Source organism: Streptomyces sp. NPDC058221 (assembly GCF_042882365.1).
Taxonomy (GTDB): Bacteria; Actinomycetota; Actinomycetes; order Streptomycetales; family Streptomycetaceae; genus Streptomyces.
Map to the genome: position 1 here is coordinate 66571 of NZ_JBHVWF010000005.1, position 20431 is coordinate 87001.

Consider the following 20431-nt stretch of genomic DNA (forward strand, 5'->3'; position numbering starts at 1 on the left):
GTCATAGTGCAGAGGGTTTTGGGTCCCGTTGGCGGGCCGTCAGGTGCCGGTGGCGGACGGCGGCGGCTCCTCGTCGGGGCCCTCGTACCGCGGGAGTGTCAGCCGGGCCACCGCCCCGCCGTCCGCCGCGTTCTCGAAGTCCAGCCGGGCCCCCATCACCCGCGCCTGCCCGGTGGCGATGGTCAGTCCGAGGCCGTGTCCCTTGCTGCCGCCCTCGGTACGGAAGCGCTGCGGGCCGCCGGCGGTCAGATAGTCCGGGAAGCCGTCGCCGTGATCGCGAACGGTCACCACCGGCCCGTCGACCGTCAGCACGACCGGCGGGCGGCCGTGCCGGTGCGCGTTGCCGATCACATTGCCCAGGACCCGCTCCAGTCGCCGCATGTCCGTCTCGACCCGGACCGGCGGTCCGTCCTCCACGACCGTGACCTCGGTGTCGGTGCCCGAGGCGGGCACCACCCGCCGTACGAGCGGCGCGAGTTCGTGCACGTCCAGATCGACCTGTTCGGTGTGGGCGTCGAGCCGGGAGATCTCCAGCAGGTCCTCGGTGAGGGCGCGCATCGCCCGGACCCGGTCCTGCACCAGCTCGGAGGGGCGGCCGGGCGCCAGCAGTTCGGCGGCGGCCGAAAGGCCGGTCAGCGGGGTGCGCAGCTCGTGCGCCACATCGGCGGTGAAGCGCTGCTCGGTCAGCAGCTTGCGCTGGAGCGTCGCGGCCATCGTGTCCAGCGCGCCGGCGACGATCGCCACCTCGTCCTGCGGGCGCGAGGGGTCGGCCGTACGGGGGTCGTCGACCCGGGCGTCCAGATCACCCGCCCCGATCCGGCGGGCCACCCGCGCGGTCTGGTGCAGCCGCCGGGTGACCCGGGTGACGGCGAACCCGCCGATCAGCAGCGTGGCGCCGATGGCCAGCAGCGAGGAGCCGATGATCGCCCCGTCCAGGCCGTTGATCGTGCGGGCGCTCTGGCTGTAGTCGGTCCGGGTGGCCAGTGCGTGCCCGTCGGCCGGCGCCGCCGCCCACATCGTCGGGCGGCCGAGGTGATCGGCCACCATGGTGCCCCGGTCCCCGCCCACCGCGAGGGCGCGCAGTGACGCGGGCAGCCCCGGCGGATCGAGGCCGGAACGCGGTGGGAGCGCCTCGCCCGCCTCGTAGGCGGCGGTGGCGTCGGTCAGCCGGGCGAGCGCCTTCTCGCGGGCGTGGCCGACCGTCTGGCGGGTGACGGCGGTGTGCACCAGCACACCCAGCAGGGCGGCGAGCACGCAGCACATCACCGTGATGAAGACCGCGGACTTCCAGGCCAGCGTCGCCGTCCAGCCCGGCATCCGCAGCCTGCGGCGGCGGCCCGGCGCGTCCGGCGTCCGCAGCCGGCTCACCGGCGCTCCACGGACACGGCCGCCGAGGGCGCGGCAGTGGGTTCGGCGGTCGGCGGCGTGCCGGTCGGCGCCGTCGTGGGTGCGGCGGAGGGCAGTTCGCTCGGCTGCGCGGAGGGCCGGGGGCTCTGGGGGCGCCGCCGGTCCGGCTTCGGCTGCGGCGGCATGCGGAGAATCCCGTCCTGGGTGGGCAGCATGGCGCGCTGCCGGCTGTCCCAGGACCAGGCCGTGCGGTACTCGTACCCGGTGATGGCCGAAGGGGCCCGCATGATCAGGTCCCGGCCGGCCAGCTCCACGCTGATCACCGCGTCCGAGGTGGACATGATCCGGGTCAGCCCGCTCGGCTCCGGCATGTAGACCCGTACGGAGAGCTGGCGGCCGGCCAGCTTGATGGCCAGGACCAGCTCGTCCCTGCCGTCGCCCGTCAGATCGCGGTAGTACGGCGCGAGCACCGGGCAGGCGTCCGGTGCGGTCCGGCAGGCGCCGATCCGGCGGACGACGCCGTCCGGCAGCTCGTCCGTACCGCTGGAGCGGGCGGGGCGGGCCTTCAGACCCGCCTGCACCACCGCCACCGGGTCCAGCCGGTGCACATCGTCGCCCGGAACCGTGATGCCGGGGATGTGCGCCGTCTCGCCCTCGCCGTAGTCGTACGGGGCGGCGGACGCGGGCGGCAGCTCCGGCCAGAGGCGGGCCGGGCCGACGGCGGCCGGGGACCGCCCGGCACTCTTCAGCTCCCCGCCGGTGCCGCAGCCGGCCAGCAGCGCGGCGCCGGTCAGCAGCGCCGCGGCGCGGGCCCCCACCCGGTGCTGCGGGCGCATGACTTCCTCCGTTCCCGACGGTCCGTCGAGCCGGCGGGCACGTGCTGACGCACGGCCCCGACTCCGTAGACCTTATTCGGAAGGAAGTCCCTTATGTGCATTTAGTGCTGATACGGGTTCTGGCCCTGGCCCTGGCCCTGCGCCCCCGGTGCGAAGCCCGGCTGCTGCGGCTGGCCGAACGGGTTGCCGTCCTGCGAGGCCATGTGCTGCGCCAGCAGCTGCTCGGCCTGCTCCTTGGGAATCTGCTGCTCACCGCCGCAGAACGTGCACTGGGTGGCGAACTTGGTCGAGAACGGGAACAGCGGCACGAAGAACAGCGTGAACTTCGTGACCCGCTTGCGCAGGGTGTGCGCGGACGGATTCCCGCACCAGCCGCAGACCATCGTCATGACGGCCAGTTGGTAGAGATAGCCTCGCGTACCGAAAATGATCATGTTGTGGGTCCCTTCCCCGAATTACCCATGAGCGCCCGGCGGCAGAGCGCCAGCAGCTTCTCGTCCTCGTATGTGTCGTGGCTGCCGTAGCCGCCGTCCATCGCGTTGTGCCGGCGTACGGAGGCGAGCTCGGCGCGCAGCACGTGCGCCGCGTCCGACCCTGCACCAGCCGCCCCCATCCGCGCCAGACATCCGGCCACCCGAACCCTGACATGCCGGTTCTGCTCCCAGGCGGCCAGGAGCACCGGAACGGACTCCCCGGCCCGCCCGGAAACCTCCCACAGCGCGATGGCCGCGTCCACCCGCAGCCACAGTTCCTCGTGCCCCAGCAGCGCCCGCAGCCGCGGCGCGGTCACCGCCGCCTGCCCGCCGAGCCGCCCCAGCGCGCTCGCCGCCGACCGCCGCTCGTGCGCGTGCTCCGCCTGGAGCCCCTCGATCAGCACCGGCAGCACGGCGCCGGCATCCCCCTCGACCGCCCAGAGCGCCTCGGCGGCCTCCGTGGCCGCCGCGGTGCCGGGGCGCCGGATCAGCGCGCGCAGCTCCGGCACGGCACAGTGCGCCGCGGGCCCGAACGAGCCGAGCGCCCGCAGCGCCGCCGTGCGCAGCCACTCGCCGCGGTACTCCGGAGCGCCGCGCAGCACCCGCAGCACCTCCGGCGCCGCCTCGCCCGCCCGCAGCGCGGTCAGCCCGGCCAGCAGCGGGCTCGCCCGGTCGTAGGCGCTCTCGTCGAGGCCCACCTCGCCGAGCCTGCGCCGCAGCGCACCGGCCAGCGGGCGGGCAGCCGGGCCCAGATAGCCGACGGCGAACCCCACGTCGTGCGGCACCTCGGGCCGCTCCAGCGCCGCGGCCAGCGCGGGCAGGGCGCGGGCGTCGCCCAGCCGGGACAGGGCCTTCACCGCACTGCCGAGCCCCGGCGGCCCGCTCGCCCACTCCTTCACCCAGGCCCCCGGATCGGCGGCGACCCGGGCCGCCAGAGCGTCGGCGGCCGGCGCGGCCAGCCCGAACAGCTCCTCCAGGACATGCGAGGCGGCCTCGGCCAGCCTCGGCTCGGCCGAGCAGAGCTGCTCGCCCACCAGCCGCACCAGCTCGCGGTAGGAGCCGCGCCAGGCCCGTATCAGCCCGCTGCTCATCCGGACCGCGTCGATGCGCTGCCAGCGGTCGGGGCTGCACAGCTGATCGGTCAGCAGCGCCGTCCGCTCGGCGACCCGGTCGTCGAGACCGACATGCAGGGTCCGCAGCAGATCGGCCGCCCAGGGTGCCGTGCGTCCCGTGCTCTCCTGGGCCGACAGCGCACGCAGCTGCCCCACCAGGGTCACCGGCGCCGCCCGCTCCCCGTCCGCGGCCGGTTCGCTGTGCGCCTCGACCGGCCGGCATCCCTGCTGCGCGGGCGCCGAGCGCAGCTGCCGCAGCAGCCCCGCCACCACCCGCACCACATCACCCGGCAGGGCCTGCGGTGCGCAGCGGGCGAGCTGGGCCAGCGCCGCCAGCCGCAGCCCCGGCGGATACGCCTCGGCGGCCAGCCGGCTCAGCCAGTCGGCGATCTGGCCGGTCAGCGGGCGGTGGCGCAGGGCGACCCGGCCCGCGGCCTCGACCAGGGCGAGCCGCACCTCCTCGTCCGGCTCGACCGCCAGCCGGTCCCGCAGCAGCGTCAGGACCCGCGCGGGATGGCCGTGCAGGGTGGCGAGCGCCAGCGGGGCGGAGACCCGGACACCCGGGTCGTCGTCCGCCATCAGCGCGAAGAACACCCCGGCGCCCGCGGAGACGGCGGCCGCCGCCATCGCGTAGTTGGCCGCACCCTCGATCTCCTCCTCGTCGATCTCGTCCTCGTCGTCGTCGAGGTCGATGCCGCCGATGCTGGTGAGCAGCTCGACGATGCCTCCGCGGTCCGGGACCGACGGATCTTCGACGAGCTCGAACAGGAAGGGGATACAGGCGAGCGTGCACGCGTAGACGTCACCCTGGTGGTGCACGGCCCCGTACATGCCGTCCAGTGCGCCTTCGCGCTCCGCCGGATCGGCGGAAGCGAGGCCCTGGAGCAGTCCGGGCACATCATCGGCAGGCCCGTAGGCATGCTCCATCGAGGCCCAGTCGACCTCGTCGATCCCCGCGAACACGCCATCGCCTCCCCACGCGCCACCACGAAGCAGTGTCTGCGCAGAGTGTGCACCACCGCTCGGACAATCCACCCGCCACATGCGGCCTTTTGCCTTTGGACATGACAACAAAGGTGCTGGTGCGGTATGCCCCGGGCGCCGGGGCCGGGCGCGCGGCTACGCGGTGTCCGGAACCGGACGCCCCCGGCCCGGCTCATCGAGCGGTCCGAGCAGATCCCCGTACCGCTCCAGCCGCTCGGCCATGTCACCGGCCAGGAAGACCAGCTCCCCGGGGTTGCGGCACCCCTCGACCTCCGCCCAGGTGACCGGGGCGGAGACGGTGGGTTCGGCCCGTGCGCGCAGGGTGTAGGGCGTGGCGGTCGTCTTGGCGGCGGCGTTCTGGCTGAAATCGACAAACACCTTCCCAGGCCGGAGCGCCCGCTTCATCCGGTGCACCACCAGATCCGGAAGCTCCAGCTCCGCCTGAACGGCCAGCCCCTTCGCGTACGCCGACACCTGCTCGGACGCCGTGGGCTCCAGCGGGACGAGCAGATGCAGCCCCTTGGAGCCGGACGTCTTCCCGTAGGCCTCCAGACCGTCCGCCGCCAGCCGCTCCCGCAGCCAGAGGGCGACCCGGCAGCACTCCACGACGCTCGCGGGCGCCCCGGGATCCAGGTCGAACACCAGCCGGTCGGCCACTCCCGGCGTATCGGCCCGCCACTGCGGGGTGTGGAACTCCACCACCAGATTGGCCGCCCACATCAGCGAGGCGAGGTCCGACACGACGATCTGCCGTGCCCCCTCCTGCCCGTGGTGCGGCACCGGGGCCGTCCGTACCCAGGACGGCGTACCGGGCGGCGGGTTCTTGGTGAAGAAGCGCTGCCCGTCCGGCCCGTCCGGATAGCGCAGGAAGGACACGGGCCGCTCCCGCAGATGCGGCAGCAGCGCCTCGGCGGCCGTGGCCGCGTAGTAGTGCAGCACCTCGCCCTTGGTGGTGCCGGTGGCCGGATACAGCACCTTGTCCAGATTGCTGAGCGTCAGGCGCCGCCCCTCCACCTCGGTGATAGGCGACATACGATAAGAATCACACGCAAACCGGATCTACAGCGATATCAGCGATGCCGGCGATGTCAGGGATGTAAGGGGTGACCGGTGAGGTCCATATGGAACGGCGCCATCTCCTTCGGGCTGGTCAGCATTCCGGTCAAGCTGATCAACGCCACCGAGAACCACTCCGTCTCCTTCCGCCAGATCCACGTCACCGACGGCGGCCGGATCCGCTACCGCAAGGTGTGCGAGGTGGACGGGGAGGAGGTGCCCGCCGCCGAGACCGGCAAGGCGTACGAGGACGCGGACGGCTCGCTGATCCCGATCACCGACGAGGATCTCGGCTCGCTGCCGCTGCCCACCGCCAAGACGATCGAGATCGTCGCCTTCGTGCCCGCCGGCACGATCGACCCGCTCCAGATGGAAGCGGCCTACTACCTGTCCGCCAACGGAGTCCCCGCCACCAAGCCGTACACCCTGCTGCGCGAGGCGCTGAAGCGGAGCCGGAAGGTCGCCGTCGCCAAGTACGCCCTGCGCGGACGCGAGCGCCTGGGGATGCTGCGGGTCGTCGACGACGTGATCGCGCTGCACGGCCTGCTCTGGCCGGACGAGATCCGCACCCCCGAGGGGGTCGCCCCGGATGCCGGGGTGAAGGTGCGCGACGCCGAACTCGACCTGGCCGACGCCCTGATGGACACGCTCGGCGAGGTCGACATGGACTCGCTGCACGACGACTACCGGGAGGCGGTCGAAGAGCTCGTCGCGGCCAAGGCCTCCGGCGAGGCACCGCGGACCGCGCCGGCCGAGGACTCCGGCGGCGGCAAGGTCATCGACCTGGTCGCGGCCCTGGAGAGCAGCGTCCGGGCCGCGAAGGAGGCGCGCGGAAGCGGTTCGGAGGGGGGCGGGCCGGAGGGCAGCGGCGAGGAGGGGCCGGTCGCGAAGGTGACCTCGCTCGCGGACCGCAAGGCCTCGGGCGGCACATCCACGTCCTCGTCCTCCGGGGCGAAGAAGTCCACGGCGGGGGCGGCGAGGAGGAGCGCGCCGAGCGGCGGGACCGGTGCGAAGAAGGCGGCGTCGAAGAACGCCACGGCCAGGAAGCCTGCGGCGAAGAAGACCGCAGCGAAAAAGACCGCGGCGAAGAAGACCGCAGCGAAGAAGACCACGGCGAAGAGACAGGGCGGCACGAAGAGCGCCCCGCGCAAACGCACCTCCGCCTGACCGACGGCCCCGGGCTCGTTTCCTTGGTGTGCCGGCCGCCGTTCCGTCGTTCAGCCGTCCCGGCCCTGCCGCCGCCGGAACGGCTGAACGACCGGACGGCCGCCACGGGGCTCACGCCCCGGGACGGCCGTCCGGTCCCCGCGTCAGGGGGGGCCTGGCTCAGTGCCTGCGGTAGGAGCTCACGTATCCGGGGGCCGGAGTACCGACACCCGTCACGTCGTCGTAGCCGCGCACCGCCGACAGCGAGGCGTCCTTGCCCAGGGTCCGCACCGAGGTCAGCAGCCCCTCCGCATCGTCGAACCCGTCCGCGAAGTCCACCCGGGCGACGGCCGGATCATGCCCCTTGCCCAGCGGGTGGTCCGTCACGTCGTGGTACGCCTTCGAGTGGTACCGGCTGTAGATCGCCGGGTTGGCGAAGCCGATCGGGCGGCCGTGCTGCGCCTGCTGCGCCAGGGCCTGGACACCGGCGATGACCGGCGCCGCCAGCGACGTGCCGCCGATGCGGTACTCGTCGTAGCCCAGCGATCCGTCGGGCAGTGTCTGGGTCTGGCCGACCAGGAAACCGGTGTTCGGGTCCGCCACGGCCGCCACGTCCGGGGCCGTGCGCATCCGGGTCTTCCCGTTGGCCTTCGCCAGCGAGTCCGGCACGATGCCGCGCTGGTAGAACGGCTGCTTCACGGTGGAGCTGGTACCGCCGCCCGCGCCCGAGGTGTACGCGCCGGGGAAGCCGGTCCAGCTCTTGCCGTCGGCCGCCAGCGGAGCGCTGGTGGTGCCCCAGCCGGTCTCCCACTTGTACGTGTCGTGCTTGCCGACGGCCAGTGACGTACCGCCGACCGAGGTCACCCAGGCGGAGTTGGAGGGGACGTCGATCTGCTTGGTGCCGGTGGACGCGACGTTGTCGCCGTTGTCACCGGAGGAGAAGTAGAAGCCGATGCCCTCGATCGCGCCCATCTTGAACACCTGGTCGTAGGCGAGCGCCAGGTCGGGGGTCTGGTTGGCCTCGACGTCGCCCCACGAGTTGGAGACGATGTCCGCGAGCCGGTGGTCGACGACCTTGTTCAGCGAGTCCAGCAGATCGTTGTCGTAGCAGGAGGCGCCGCCCACGTACACGATGTCCGCGGCGGGCGCGACGGCGTGCACGGCCTCGACGTCGAGGGTCTCCTCGCCGTACCAGCCGGAGGCCCCGCACTCCTCGGTCTTCGTGTAGTCGTCCGGCAGCACCTGGCTGAGCTGCCCGCGCCGGTACCGTGCGTCACCGTTGCGCTTCGCGTACTCGGCGGCGTCCTTCGCGATGGTGGGGGAGGCGTACGCGTCGGTGATGGCGACGGTCACCCCCTTGCCGGTGTAGCTCCCGGCCCCGTACGCGGCACGCAGCTGCTTGCCGGTGTACCCCTTGACCGCGTACGGGACCTTGGCCCCGTACGCGCTCGGCAGGGTGGAGGCGGTCTTCGAGCCGTAGTACGAGGAGGATGGACCGGAGTTGCGGAACACCGCGTCCGGCGGCGGAAGTTCCTCGTCGTGACGCGTTGTGTGCGGTGCGTTGTCCAGGCCGGAGACGGCGAGTACGGCATCGCTCAGCGCCGCCGGCACCGAGGCGGTGGCGGCCGGGGCGCGGTAGGTGTGGCTGCCCTTGCGGTAGTTGCGCAGCTGAGTGCTGAACGCCTTCTCCGCCGTGGCGACTTCACCGGTGGCCGAGACGTAGTGCTGGTTGCTGCCGGTGACCGTGAGCCCGCTGGACTTCAGCCACTGGCTGACCTGGTCGATCTGCTGCCGGGTGGCCCCGTACCGCGCCTGCGCCTGCGCGGCGCTCAGATACTTCCCGTACGACGGCGACTGCGGGTCGGAGACGGCGGCCGCGTAGGCGGCAAGCCCCTTCGCGTCCCGTCCCGCGAGGTGGACCCGGACGGCGACCTTTCCGCTGTCGGCGGTGGCTCCCCGGTCGGCCGTGGCGGTGGCCCAGGCCGGCTTGGTGCCCTGCAGTGCGTCCCGGCCGCCCGGCGCGGAGTCCGCACTGGCGTTGGGTATCCCGAGGGAGAGCGCACCGGCGAGCAGTGGCAGTGTCACTGCCATGCTCAGCCCGGCGCGCCGTCCGGCGCGGCTGATTCTCAAAGCAACCCCCTGCGATGTGGGTCTCGCGTGCGGATTCATGTGCCGAATGATGTGCACATGTAATCCGCCACTCTGGCGAGGAACACCTCATGTACGGGGCATGCATTCACCAAGAATCAGCCAAGGGCCTCCCTGTCGGAGGCAGTTCGTACCGAATGGCAGCGGAGCGGGACATCTGGCCCGGTGGCTCCCGGTTGATCCGGATAGCTCCGGACATCACGCGGCGGAGTCCGGGCAGGCCGGGCGAGTGGCCCGCCGTGCGGACGGAATGCCGAGCCACGACAGCCGCCGCCCCGTAAGGTACGAGACGCTGCGACTGGCGCGCGCCCCTTGTCCGGGGCGCTCAGTGGAATCGACCACGAGGGAGCGGCACACCCCGGGCGCGCCCGGGGCGTCATCACCGGAGAGCCGTCCGCCTGGGCATCCGGGTCCACGCCGCAGTAACGCGGCCGACCCGGGAGGATCCCGTGACCGCATCCGTACCCTCGCACCCCCGCCACCCCGCACTGGCGGCAGCAGACCCTGAACTCGCCGCGCTGGTGGCCGCCGAGGAGCAGCTCCAGGCCGACACCCTCCGCCTGATCCCCAGTGAGAACTACGTCTCCGCCGCCGTGCTCGAAGCCTCGGGCACCGTCCTCCAGAACAAGTACTCCGAGGGCTACCCCGGCAAGCGGTACTACGAGGGCCAGCAGATCATCGACCAGGTCGAGACGCTCGCCGTCGAACGGGCCAGGAGCGTCTTCGGCATGGACCACGCCAACGTGCAGCCCTACTCCGGCTCGCCGGCCAACCTCGCCGTCTACCTGGCCTTCCTCAAGCCCGGCGACACCGTCCTCGGCATGTCGCTTCCCATGGGCGGCCACCTCACCCACGGCTGGGGCGTCTCCGCCACCGGCACCTGGTTCAACGGCGTCCAGTACGGAGTGCGGCGCGACACCGGCCGCATCGACCTGGACGAGGTCCGCGACCTCGCCATCGCCGAGCGCCCGAAGCTGATCTTCTGCGGTGGCACCGCCGTCCCCCGCGAGATCGACTTCGCAGGCTTCGCCGAGATCGCCCGCGAGACCGGCGCGGTCCTGGTGGCGGACATCGCCCATATCGCGGGCCTGATCGCAGGCGGCGCGCACCCCTCGCCCGCCCCGCACGTGGACGTGGTCTCGACCACCACCCACAAGACCCTGCGCGGCCCGCGCGGCGCGATGCTGCTGAGCCGTGCCGAACACGCCCGCGCCATCGACCGCGCCGTCTTCCCGGGTCTCCAGGGCGGCCCGCACAACCAGACCACCGCGGCCATCGGTGCGGCACTCCGCGAAGCGGCCACGCCGGACTTCCGTACCTACGCCCACGACGTGGTGACCAACGCCCGCACCCTGGGCGAGGAACTGGCGGCCCGCGGCTTCGACCTCGTCTCCGGCGGCACCGACAACCACCTGCTGCTGATCGACCTCACCAACAAGGACGTCCCCGGCAAGACCGCGGCCAAGGCCCTGGACCGGGCGGGCATCGTCGTCAACTACAACACCGTCCCGTACGACCCCCGTAAGCCCTTCGACCCGTCGGGCATCCGGATCGGCACCCCGGCCCTGACCTCACGGGGAATCCCCGCATCGGAGATGGGCACGGTCGCGGGGTGGATCGACCGGGTGGTCTCCGCGGCCCGCACCGGTGACGAGTCCACCATCACGACGGTCCGTGCAGAGGTGAAGGCCTTGATGGACGGGTATCCGGCACCGGGGCTGCCGGCGGCCTGACCTGTGGGCGGGGTGGCACCGGGAGCGCCCTGGTGCCGCCCCTTGTATCCCTGAGACCAGATGCGACGTTCTCCTCGTAGCGCCTCGGCATCGAGGTGGCGGGGCGTGGCAAGGCGGAGAGGGGGCGCGATGCTGCCTCGTCGGTGGACTGGGGTCAGACCTTGATGACGGTGATTCGGCTGCCGCACAGTGCGGTGAGGTCATCCGGGTCGGACGTGAGCACGGTGACTGGGCTCGGTGCGGCCAGGGCGGTCGCGCCGAGCATGGCGTCGATGGCGTACTTGTGGCCGTGCAGGCCGGCGTCGGCGAGCAGGGCTGACGCGTGGCGCGCCAGCGATTCGGTGACGGGCTCGACGACGAGGCGGGACAGAGTCCACTCCAGGGCGGGGCGGTTGATGCGGGGGTGGGTCACTTCCACGAGTGTGGCGGCCGATGTGATCACGCGCAGGTCGTCGGCGCGGGCGAGGGCGAGCCAGGCGGTGACCTCCCGGTCGCGCCGCACGGCCTTGGCCAGTCCTTCGCTGTCGAGAACGAGTGTGCCGCCCGGAGCGGCAGGGGAGCGTGTCACGCCGCGTTCGGCTTGGTGTCGCTCTGCTGCCGACGCGCCTGGTGGAGCTGGTCGCGGAGAGCCTGGATCTCGACCTCTGTGATGGGGCCGTGTTCGGCCTCGCCGACCTGGATGAGTTCATTGAGGTTGTCGCGCTCGATCTGGCGGGCGACGGCGGCGGCCACGTAGGCGGACAGGCCGGAGGGGCCACTGCGGGACTTGGCGGCTTCGGCGATGTCGCGCGGCATGGTGATCGAGTACTTACCGGTAGGCTCACTCATGCTGTCTATCCTACCTTCGATCCGACCCCGGGCTCGGGTTGGAACGGGACGGCATCGGGGAGTCTGGGCAACCGGGGTGAGAGCGACGGTGCGTATCGGGCCGTCGCAGGAGGAGGGGTGCCGCGGTGCCGCCCCTTTTTGCACCATGGCCGCCCCCTGCGTCACGGCCTTCAGCGGGGCATGAAAAGACCGTCTGCGGAGCGTGGCTCGCGTCCGGCCAGGGAGGTCCCGACGCCGCAGATGTCGATTTCGGACGCCTGGCTCGTTCGGCGCTCTATCCGTGTCGGGCCAGACCGGGCACGCTGTCGCCGAGCTACGAGACAGGCCAGGTACGGGTTCCCCAGGACAGGGGTGGCGGTGACCTACGTTCCGATACTCAAGGCGAAGCTGGGCGAGTTCCAAGCACTTCAGCATGCGGTACCTGAAGTTCGCTCCCGGATGCGCCCCATCCTGGAACTGGTACCCGATCCCGAGGCGGCCAGAGATCCACTGGAAACCTTCGCCAACCGGGCGATGGATGCAGTTCCCTTGGGGCACACTCTCACGGTTGATTGCGGAGCATTACTCAGTGCCCGGACATCTCGGGGAGCGACGGGAGGGCCGCTCTCCCGGCTCGGCGATTCGATGGGAGACAGGGGCCTGGCCATGTGTCCAGTGGTCCGCGCCGATGATTCGGAGGAGCAGCTGCGCGAGGCGGCGCGAGTAAACGCTCAACATCAGCGTGGTGCCTGCCTGCGTGTGGCGATTCGCTCCTACAACGACTCGTGCCACGTGGGGCAAATCGGTGAGGCGCTCCGCACTCTGCGCCTGGATCCCGAAGAGATCGATCTCCTCGTTGACGCTGGGCCCATGCCGCCAGGAGTTGTGCTGAGCGACATCACGGATCAGGTCATGGCACTCCGTACGAACCTGGCCCGATGGCCGTGGCGTCGAGAGTGCGTGGCTGCGGGCGCCTTTCCGAAGAACTTGACCGGCTTTCCCCGTGGGCAGGCGACCCCCGTGGCCAGGCTGGATCTGGAACTCTGGAAGCGAGTGGTGTGTCGGAGCCAGGGCCGGCGGCCAGACTTCGGCGACTTCGGCGTCACGCATCCCCACATGCCGATCCAGAGCCGCGGGACGCCGGACCCGAACATGCGCTACACGACGTCGGACGACTGGCAGGTCTTCGTGTATCCGCGGGTGCGAGCGGGGAACGACGACTTCTTCACCCTGAGCCGCGATCTCGTGTCCTCTCCCCACTGGACGCCCACTGGACGCCAGACATCCTGGGGCGATGAGCAGTTGCACGCATGCGCCACTCGGCAGCGGCCGAAGGCGGGCGGAGGGACGCAGTGGCGAGCCTGGGCCACCTCACACCACCTGGCGGTGGTCACCCGGGGACTCGCAGATCTGGTCGACCTCTGACCCCGCCGGAACTCTCACGCGCCACTCACTCACGATCAGTGGTGAACAACGACGAAGAGTCGGATCCAGTGAAACTGGATCCGACTCTTGTAAGTCTGGCACTTCGCTTTTTCAACGGCTTGATCGCGCTGATCCGGCGGAAGTGCCCCCGGCAGGATTCGAACCTGCGCACCCGGCTCCGGAGGCCGATGCTCTATCCCCTGAGCTACGGGGGCGTATCGCTGTGTTGCTCTGCGACGGGTGAAACACTACCAGCTTCCGCCCGGTGCCCGTGAACAGGTATTTCCGCGCCGCTTGCCGGGCGTCCCGGGCTCGCCCCGGCCGCTCGCACACACATCCGGCCAACCTTCGGAGCCACACCTCCGGGGACGGAAGTGGGCAAAACCCGGACGCAGCCCCTCCGCCCCGCCTACTCTCGAAGGGTGTCAGGGGCGTGCGGCCGCGTGCTTGTTGTCGACGACAACAAGGTCATCCGGCAGTTGATCAGGGTCAATCTCGAGCTTGAGGGCTTCGAGGTCGTGACCGCGGCCGATGGTGTCGAGTGTCTGGATCTGGTGCATCGGGTCAGTCCCGATGTGATCACGCTCGATGTCGTGATGCCCCGGCTGGACGGTCTGCAGACGGCCACCAGGCTGCGCTCCGATCCACGGACCCGGCGTCTGCCCGTGGCGATCATCAGTGCCTGCACTCCGTACGAGGTGGACAACGGCGTGGCGGCAGGGGTCGACGCCTTCCTCGCCAAGCCCTTCGAGCCGAGCGAGCTGGTGCGGGTGGTGCGGCAGTTGATGGAGCGCGGCCGGCCGCCGGTGCTTGACGGTAGGCAGGGTGCCGGGCGGGCGGAGAGTGCCGCCGGCTGACCGGATGGCGAAACCGGTTCGCGAAACGCCCCCCTCCCTCCCATACGCTTGTCCCGTGACCCCCGCCGATCTCTCCACGACCGTGCTGCACGCCGTGCGCCGCGCGGTCGACGAGGACGCCTTGCACGCGCCCGTGCCCGCGCGCGTGCGGGTGGAGAGGACACGGCCGGGCGGGTGCGGTGACTACGCCAGCGCCGTCGCCCTCCAGCTGGCCGGACCCGCCGCACTGCCCGCGCGGCAGGTGGCCGAGATCCTTCGGGAGCGGATGGCCGGGGCGCCCGGGATCGGACGGGTCGAGATCACCGGACCCGGCTTTCTGAACTTCACGCTGGACGCCCCCGCCGACGCCGCCGCACACCGGGCGCTCCTGGACCGGGTGCGGGAGCAGGGACTGCGGTACGGGCACGGTGACGCCCTCGCCGGGACACCGCTGCAATTCGGCCACGCCCGGGAGGTCCGGGCCGCGGTCATCGCCGACGCGGTGCGCCGGCTGGTACGCGCGCAGGGCGCACCCGTACGGATCAGCTGCCACGAGGAGCCCGACCCGGACTGGGCACGGCTGGGGGTCACCGTCGACGCGCACGGGCGGACCCCCGCCCAGCAGACGGAGACGGCGGAGATACGTCCGGTCCCGGCCGGTGCCACCGCCGGCGAGCTGCTCGACCGGCTCGGGCCCGATGCCACCCGCTGGGGGCTCCTCCGGCCGGCCGGCCACGACCGTGCCCGGCTCGGCGACGAGCTCCTGGTCCAGGGGGAGGCCAATCCGCTGTTCCTGGTCCGCTACGCCCACTCCCGTACCCGCGCGCTCAGCCGCGGCGCCGCCCTGCTCGGATTCACCGCCGCCGGTGACGAGGTCGGTGAAGAGGTATCCGAGGACGCGGCGGCGCTCGCGCTGCTCGCCCTCGTCGCCGACCACCCCGCGGCCCTCGCCGCCGCAGCGCACCATCGCGCACCCGACCGGCTCGCCCGCCACCTCGAAGCGGTCGCGCACGCCTTCTTCGACTTCCACGACACCGCGTCGCCGCTTCCTGCCGGCGACGAGAAACCCTCGGCCGCCCACCGCACCCGGCTCGCCCTCGCCGAAGCCGCCGGGACGGTGCTGGCAGGCGGCCTGTCCCTGCTCGGCGTCAGCGCGCCACCACACCTCTGAGAGACCCGAGAGAGCAGAGCTACACGATGAGCCGATCCGCACACCCCGCCGGTCCCCGTCACGCCGACGTCATGACCGAGGGCCACTACTCCGCCCCGGCGGATGACCTCAACGTCCTCGACGAGAAGGTGTGGGCCCGTACCGTCACCCGCGACGGACACGGGGCGCTGACCGTCGGCGGGATCGAAGTCGCCCGGCTGGCCGAGGAGTTCGGCACTCCGGCCTACTTCCTCGACGAAGCCGACTTCCGGGCCCGCTGCCGCGCCTGGTCCGATGCCTTCGGCCCGGGCGCGGATGTCTTCTACGCGGGCAAGGCCTTCCTCTCCCGCGCCGTCGTGCGCTGGCTCCAGGAGGAGGGGCTCAACCTGGACGTCTGCTCCGGCGGCGAGCTGACCACCGCGCTGGACGCCGGGATGCCCGCCGGGCGCATCGCGTTCCACGGCAACAACAAGACCGTCGACGAGATCGAGCGGGCCATCACGGCCGGTGTCGGCCGGATCGTGCTCGACTCCTTCCAGGAGATCGTCCGGGTCGCGCACATCGCGCAGCGTCTCGGCCGGCGCCAGCCCGTCCAGATCCGGGTGACCGTCGGCGTCGAGGCGCACACCCACGAGTTCATCGCCACCGCGCACGAGGACCAGAAGTTCGGCATCGCGCTGGCCGACGGACAGGCCGCCGAGGCCGTCCGGCGGGCGCTCACCCTCGACGGGCTCGAACTGATCGGCATCCACTCGCACATCGGCTCGCAGATCTTCGACATGGCCGGCTTCGAGGTCTCCGCCCGGCGCGTGGTGCAGCTGCTCGCCGAGGTGCGCGACGAGCACGGCGTCGAACTGCCGGAGATCGACCTCGGCGGCGGCCTCGGCATCGCCTACACCTCGGACGACGATCCGCGCGAGCCGCACGAGATCGCCAAGGCGCTCGGCGACATCGTGACCCGCGAGTGCGAGGCCAACGGGCTCGCCACCCCCCGGATCTCCGTCGAGCCCGGCCGAGCCATCGTCGGGCCCACGGCTTTCACGCTGTACGAGGTCGGCACCATCAAGCCCCTGGAGGGGCTGCGCACCTACGTCAGCGTCGACGGCGGCATGTCGGACAACATCCGCACCGCGCTGTACGACGCCGAGTACAGCGTGGCGCTCGTCTCGCGCACCTCGGACGCCGAGCCGATGCTCGTCCGGGTCGTGGGCAAGCACTGCGAGAGCGGCGACATCGTGGTCAAGGACGCCTTCCTGCCGTCCGACCTGGCACCCGGCGACCTGATCGCGGTGCCCGCCACCGGCGCGTACTGCCGTTCCATGGCGAGCAACTACAACCACGCCCTGCGCCCACCCGTCGTCGCCGTGCGCGACGGACAGGCGCGGGTCATCGTCCGGCGCGAGACGGAGGAGGATCTTCTGCGTCTCGATGTCGGCTGATGCCGTATTTCCCGGGGCACACCCCAGCCCCACGCAAACATCTCAGGATCCGGACGGGTGGCAGGAACGCCCGTCCGGTGAGTGAGACTGGTCCATACATCAGATGTAAAGGAAACGAGGTCGGATGATGCGTACGCGTCCGCTGAAGGTGGCGCTGCTGGGCTGTGGAGTGGTCGGCTCAGAGGTGGCGCGCATCATGACGACGCACGCCGACGACCTCGCCGCGCGCATCGGCGCGCCGGTGGAGCTCGCCGGTGTCGCCGTGCGCCGGCCCTCCAAGGTGCGCGAGGGCATCGACCCCGCACTGATCACCACCGACGCGACCGCCCTGGTCAAACGGGGCGACATCGACGTCGTCATCGAGGTCATCGGTGGTATCGAGCCCGCCCGCACGCTCATCCGCTCCGCCTTCGAGCACGGCGCGAGCGTCGTCTCCGCCAACAAGGCGCTGCTCGCCGAGGACGGCGCGGCCCTGCACGCCGACGCCGAGCAGCACGGCCGGGACCTCTACTACGAGGCCGCCGTGGCCGGAGCCATTCCGCTCGTCAGGCCGTTGCGCGAGTCCCTCGCGGGCGACAAGGTCAACCGGGTCCTCGGCATCGTCAACGGCACCACGAACTTCATCCTCGACCGGATGGACACCAGCGGCGCCGGGTACTCAGAGGCGCTCGACGAGGCCACCGCGCTGGGATACGCCGAGGCCGACCCCACCGCCGACGTCGAGGGCTTCGACGCCGCCGCCAAGGCCGCGATCCTCGCCGGAATCGCCTTCCATACCCGGGTGAAGATCGGCGACGTGCACCGCGAGGGCATCACCGAGGTCACCGCCGCCGACATCGCCTCCGCACGCCGCATGGGCTGCACCGTCAAGCTCCTCGCCATCTGCGAGCGCGCCGCCGACGGGCAGTCGGTCACGGCCCGGGTGCACCCCGCGATGATCCCGCTCGGCCACCCGCTGGCCTCGGTCCGCGAGGCGTACAACGCGGTGTTCGTCGAGGCCGAGGCAGCCGGGCAGCTGATGTTCTACGGCCCCGGCGCCGGTGGCGCGCCGACCGCGTCCGCGGTCCTCGGTGACCTCGTCGCGGTCTGCCGCAACAAGCTCAACGAGGCCCCCGGGCCCGGCGAGTCCGCGTACACGCGTCTGCCGGTCAGCCCCATGGGCGACGTCGTCACGCGGTACCACATCAGTCTCGACGTGGCCGACAAGCCTGGCGTACTCGCCCAGGTCGCGACGGTCTTCGCCGAACAGGGCGTATCCATCGATACGGTCCGCCAGAAAGGCCGAAATCCAGGCAGCGGCGACGAAGTCGGTATCGAGCAGGGTGGCGGCGGGCGACGGGTGGGCAAGAGCGGCGAGGCTTCGCTCGTCGTCGTCACCCACCGCGCGCCCGACGCCGCCCTTTCCGGGACCGTCGAGGCGCTGCGCAAGCTCGACACCGTGCGCGGTGTCGCCAGCATCATGCGTGTTGAAGGGGAGTAAGGACCCATGACCACCAAGGGCACCCACCAGTGGCGCGGCATCATCGAGGAGTACCGGGACCGTCTCCCGGTCACGAGCACGACACCGGTCGTCACGCTCCGTGAGGGCGGTACGCCGCTCGTACCCGCTCAGGTCCTCTCCGAGCGCACGGGCTGCGAGGTGCACCTCAAGGTCGAGGGCGCCAACCCCACCGGGTCCTTCAAGGACCGCGGAATGACCATGGCGATCACCCGGGCCAAGGAGGAGGGCGCACAGGCCGTCATCTGCGCCTCCACCGGCAACACCTCCGCCTCCGCCGCCGCGTACGCGGTGCGTGCCGGCATGGTCTGCGCCGTCCTCGTGCCGCAGGGCAAGATCGCGCTCGGCAAGATGGGCCAGGCGCTCGTGCACGGCGCCAAGATCCTCCAGGTCGACGGCAACTTCGACGACTGCCTGACGCTGGCCCGCTCGCTCTCCGACAACTACCCGGTGGCGCTGGTCAATTCGGTCAACCCGGTCCGGATCGAAGGACAGAAGACCGCGGCCTTCGAGATCGTCGACGCGCTCGGCGACGCCCCGGACATCCACGTCCTGCCGGTGGGCAACGCGGGCAACATCACCGCGTACTGGAAGGGCTACACCGAATACGCCGGGGACGGCCCGTCCACGCACAAGCCGCGGATGTGGGGCTTCCAGGCCTCCGGCTCCGCGCCCATCGTGCGCGGCGAGATCGTCAAGGACCCGTCGACCATCGCCACCGCCATCCGGATCGGCAACCCGGCCTCCTGGAGCTACGCCCTCGCCGCGCGGGACGAGTCGGGCGGTTTCATCGACGAGGTGACGGACCGGCAGATCCTGGCCGCGTACCGGCTGTTGGCCTCCCAGGAGGGTGTCTTCGTGGAGCCCGCGTCGGCCGCATCGGTCGCCGGTCTGCTCAAGGCAGCCGAAGAGGGCAAGGTCGACCGGGGCCAGCGGATCGTCTGCACGGTCACCGGCAACGGCCTGAAGGACCCGGACTGGGCCGTCGCGGGCGCCCCGCAGCCGGTCACGGTGCCGGTCGACGCGGTCACCGCCGCCGAGAAGCTGGGCCTCGCGTAGTACGCACCACGGGCGCACCGCTGTCCCGCACCCGATGCGCATCGGGCCCGGGGCAGCGGTGCGGCAGTGAATGCGGCAGGAAGACGGTTCAACCGCCCTTTTCGGGGCGGAGAGCGCACCGGCACAGTGCGACACGCATCGTGCGCCTCCTGTGCGCCCTATGTCGCCACAGAACCTTCCTTCGATAAGCTGTACCCAACCCACCCCGCCGCATATGCCCGGGGTGCGCAGGCCGTCGCGGCCGTCGGTCCATTCCCGGACCTACGCAATACCCGCTGCTGCGGGCGCCCTGAGGAATCCCCGGAAACCCGTAGGCCCCGAAAAACCCGAAGCCCCCGAAGAGCCCGAAGAGCCGCAAAGAGACCCCACATATCTCGCAGCCCTTCGAATTCCCGCCGCCTCACAAGGAGAGTCGTCAGAGCGATGGCCGGTCCCGCCTTCCGAGCCGCCGCCGTACGGGTGCGCGTACCGGCAACCAGTGCCAACCTGGGCCCGGGCTTCGACGCCCTCGGCCTGTCGCTGGGCCTGTACGACGACGTCGTCGTCCGCGTCGCCGACGCCGGGCTGCACATCGACATCGCCGGCGAGGGCGCGGACACGCTGCCCCGCGACGAGAACCACCTGCTCGTACGGTCCCTGCGCACCGCCTTCGACCTGCTCGGCGGACAGCCCCGCGGCCTGGAGATCGTCTGCGCCAACCGCATCCCGCACGGACGCGGCCTCGGCTCGTCCTCCGCGGCCATCTGCGCCGGGATCGTCGCAGCCCGCGCCGTGACGACCGGCGGTGACGCCCGGCTCGACGACGCGGCCCTGCTGGAGCTCGCCACCGAGATCGAGGGCCATCCGGACAACGTCGCGGCCTGTCTCCTCGGCGGGTTCACGCTCGCCTGGATGGACGGCGGATCGGCCCGTGCGATCAGGATGGACCCCGCGGATTCCATCGTTCCGGTGGTTTTCGTCCCCGGCAACCCGGTGCTCACCGAGACCGCCCGCGGACTGCTGCCGCGCACCGTCCCGCACGTCGACGCCGCCTTCAGCGCGGGCCGTGCCGCCCTCCTCGTCGAGGCCATGACCAGGCGCCCCGAGCTGCTGCTCACGGCCACCGAGGACCGGCTGCACCAGGAATACCGCTCCCCGGCGATGCCGCAGAGCGTGGAACTCGTGAACCGGCTGCGCGCGGACGGCGTCCCCGCAGTCATCTCCGGTGCCGGGCCGACCGTGCTGGCACTGGCCGAGGACGGTGCGGCCGACAAGGTCGCACGGCTGGCGGGCGAGGGATGGGCGGCCAACCGGCTCACTCTCGACGCCCCGGGGGCGAGCGTGTTGCCGCTCGCCCCGTAGCCGAGAAGTGATTGCCGGTGCGTGAGAGGGGGAATGTTTGT

17 protein-coding genes and 1 tRNA gene are annotated in these 20431 nt (G+C 71.6%); 9 read left to right on the plus strand and 9 right to left on the minus strand.

The window, feature by feature from the left end:
- Positions 1-39: 39 nt before the first annotated feature.
- The 5 genes from ACFVW8_RS03335 to ligD all read right to left on the minus strand — a co-directional run bounded on the left by ACFVW8_RS03335 (position 40) and on the right by ligD (position 5784).
- Positions 40-1317, minus strand: a complete 1278-nt coding sequence (locus tag ACFVW8_RS03335; RefSeq protein WP_389685907.1) for a histidine kinase dimerization/phospho-acceptor domain-containing protein — start codon at positions 1315-1317, stop codon at positions 40-42.
- Positions 1318-1364: 47 nt separating this feature from the next.
- The gene (locus tag ACFVW8_RS03340; protein ID WP_389685866.1) at positions 1365-2183 is read right to left on the minus strand and encodes a hypothetical protein; all 819 of its coding nucleotides are present in this window, start codon (positions 2181-2183) and stop codon (positions 1365-1367) included.
- Positions 2184-2284: 101 nt separating this feature from the next.
- Positions 2285-2617, minus strand: a complete 333-nt coding sequence (locus tag ACFVW8_RS03345; protein ID WP_389685867.1) for a zinc-ribbon domain-containing protein — start codon at positions 2615-2617, stop codon at positions 2285-2287.
- Complete coding sequence (locus ACFVW8_RS03350; RefSeq protein ID WP_389685868.1) at positions 2614-4731, minus strand: HEAT repeat domain-containing protein; 2118 nt, start codon at positions 4729-4731, stop codon at positions 2614-2616. The genes ACFVW8_RS03345 and ACFVW8_RS03350 overlap by 4 nt, the downstream gene beginning before the upstream one ends.
- Before the next feature lie 156 nt (positions 4732-4887).
- On the minus strand, positions 4888-5784 hold the full coding sequence (gene ligD, locus ACFVW8_RS03355; protein WP_389685869.1) for a non-homologous end-joining DNA ligase: 897 nt from the start codon (positions 5782-5784) through the stop codon (positions 4888-4890).
- A gap of 78 nt (positions 5785-5862) precedes the next feature.
- Between ligD and ACFVW8_RS03360 the strand changes: the two genes are divergently transcribed.
- A complete protein-coding gene (locus ACFVW8_RS03360) occupies positions 5863-6975 on the plus strand; it encodes a Ku protein (protein WP_389685870.1) in 1113 nt (370 codons plus the stop codon).
- Between the two features lie 159 nt (positions 6976-7134).
- Here the strand turns inward: ACFVW8_RS03360 and ACFVW8_RS03365 are convergent, their stop codons facing one another.
- On the minus strand, positions 7135-9045 hold the full coding sequence (locus ACFVW8_RS03365; protein WP_389685871.1) for a protease pro-enzyme activation domain-containing protein: 1911 nt from the start codon (positions 9043-9045) through the stop codon (positions 7135-7137).
- Between the two features lie 506 nt (positions 9046-9551).
- Between ACFVW8_RS03365 and glyA the strand changes: the two genes are divergently transcribed.
- Positions 9552-10835: a serine hydroxymethyltransferase gene (gene glyA / locus ACFVW8_RS03370; protein WP_389685872.1), complete on the plus strand. Its 1284-nt coding sequence runs from the start codon at positions 9552-9554 to the stop codon at positions 10833-10835.
- 154 nt (positions 10836-10989) lie between these two features.
- On the opposite strand, the gene ACFVW8_RS03375 is transcribed toward glyA, so the two are convergent.
- Entirely contained in the window at positions 10990-11403 is a 414-nt protein-coding gene (locus ACFVW8_RS03375; RefSeq protein WP_389685873.1) for a type II toxin-antitoxin system VapC family toxin, read from the minus strand.
- Positions 11400-11663 (minus strand): CopG family transcriptional regulator, encoded by a 264-nt coding sequence (locus tag ACFVW8_RS03380; RefSeq protein WP_389685874.1) that lies wholly within the window; start codon positions 11661-11663, stop codon positions 11400-11402. The genes ACFVW8_RS03375 and ACFVW8_RS03380 overlap by 4 nt, the downstream gene beginning before the upstream one ends.
- A 351-nt stretch (positions 11664-12014) precedes the next feature.
- Between ACFVW8_RS03380 and ACFVW8_RS03385 the strand changes: the two genes are divergently transcribed.
- Entirely contained in the window at positions 12015-13067 is a 1053-nt protein-coding gene (locus ACFVW8_RS03385; RefSeq protein WP_389685875.1) for a beta family protein, read from the plus strand.
- Between the two features lie 143 nt (positions 13068-13210).
- Here the strand turns inward: ACFVW8_RS03385 and ACFVW8_RS03390 are convergent.
- A tRNA-Arg gene (locus ACFVW8_RS03390) sits at positions 13211-13282 on the minus strand.
- 228 nt (positions 13283-13510) lie between these two features.
- Between ACFVW8_RS03390 and ACFVW8_RS03395 the strand changes: the two genes are divergently transcribed.
- The 6 genes from ACFVW8_RS03395 (at position 13511) to thrB (ending at position 20390) form a co-directional block, all read left to right on the plus strand.
- Positions 13511-13924 (plus strand): response regulator, encoded by a 414-nt coding sequence (locus ACFVW8_RS03395; RefSeq protein WP_389685876.1) that lies wholly within the window; start codon positions 13511-13513, stop codon positions 13922-13924.
- Positions 13925-13979: 55 nt separating this feature from the next.
- Complete coding sequence (gene nrtL, locus ACFVW8_RS03400; RefSeq protein ID WP_389685877.1) at positions 13980-15074, plus strand: ArgS-related anticodon-binding protein NrtL; 1095 nt, start codon at positions 13980-13982, stop codon at positions 15072-15074.
- Positions 15075-15100: 26 nt separating this feature from the next.
- Positions 15101-16492 (plus strand): diaminopimelate decarboxylase, encoded by a 1392-nt coding sequence (gene lysA / locus ACFVW8_RS03405; RefSeq protein ID WP_389685878.1) that lies wholly within the window; start codon positions 15101-15103, stop codon positions 16490-16492.
- A 124-nt stretch (positions 16493-16616) separates the two neighbouring features.
- A complete protein-coding gene (locus ACFVW8_RS03410) occupies positions 16617-17972 on the plus strand; it encodes a homoserine dehydrogenase (RefSeq protein ID WP_389685879.1) in 1356 nt (451 codons plus the stop codon).
- Between the two features lie 6 nt (positions 17973-17978).
- Positions 17979-19049: a threonine synthase gene (gene thrC / locus ACFVW8_RS03415; RefSeq protein WP_389685880.1), complete on the plus strand. Its 1071-nt coding sequence runs from the start codon at positions 17979-17981 to the stop codon at positions 19047-19049.
- Between the two features lie 423 nt (positions 19050-19472).
- Positions 19473-20390, plus strand: a complete 918-nt coding sequence (gene thrB / locus ACFVW8_RS03420) for a homoserine kinase (protein WP_389685881.1) — start codon at positions 19473-19475, stop codon at positions 20388-20390.
- Positions 20391-20431: the final 41 nt, after the last annotated feature.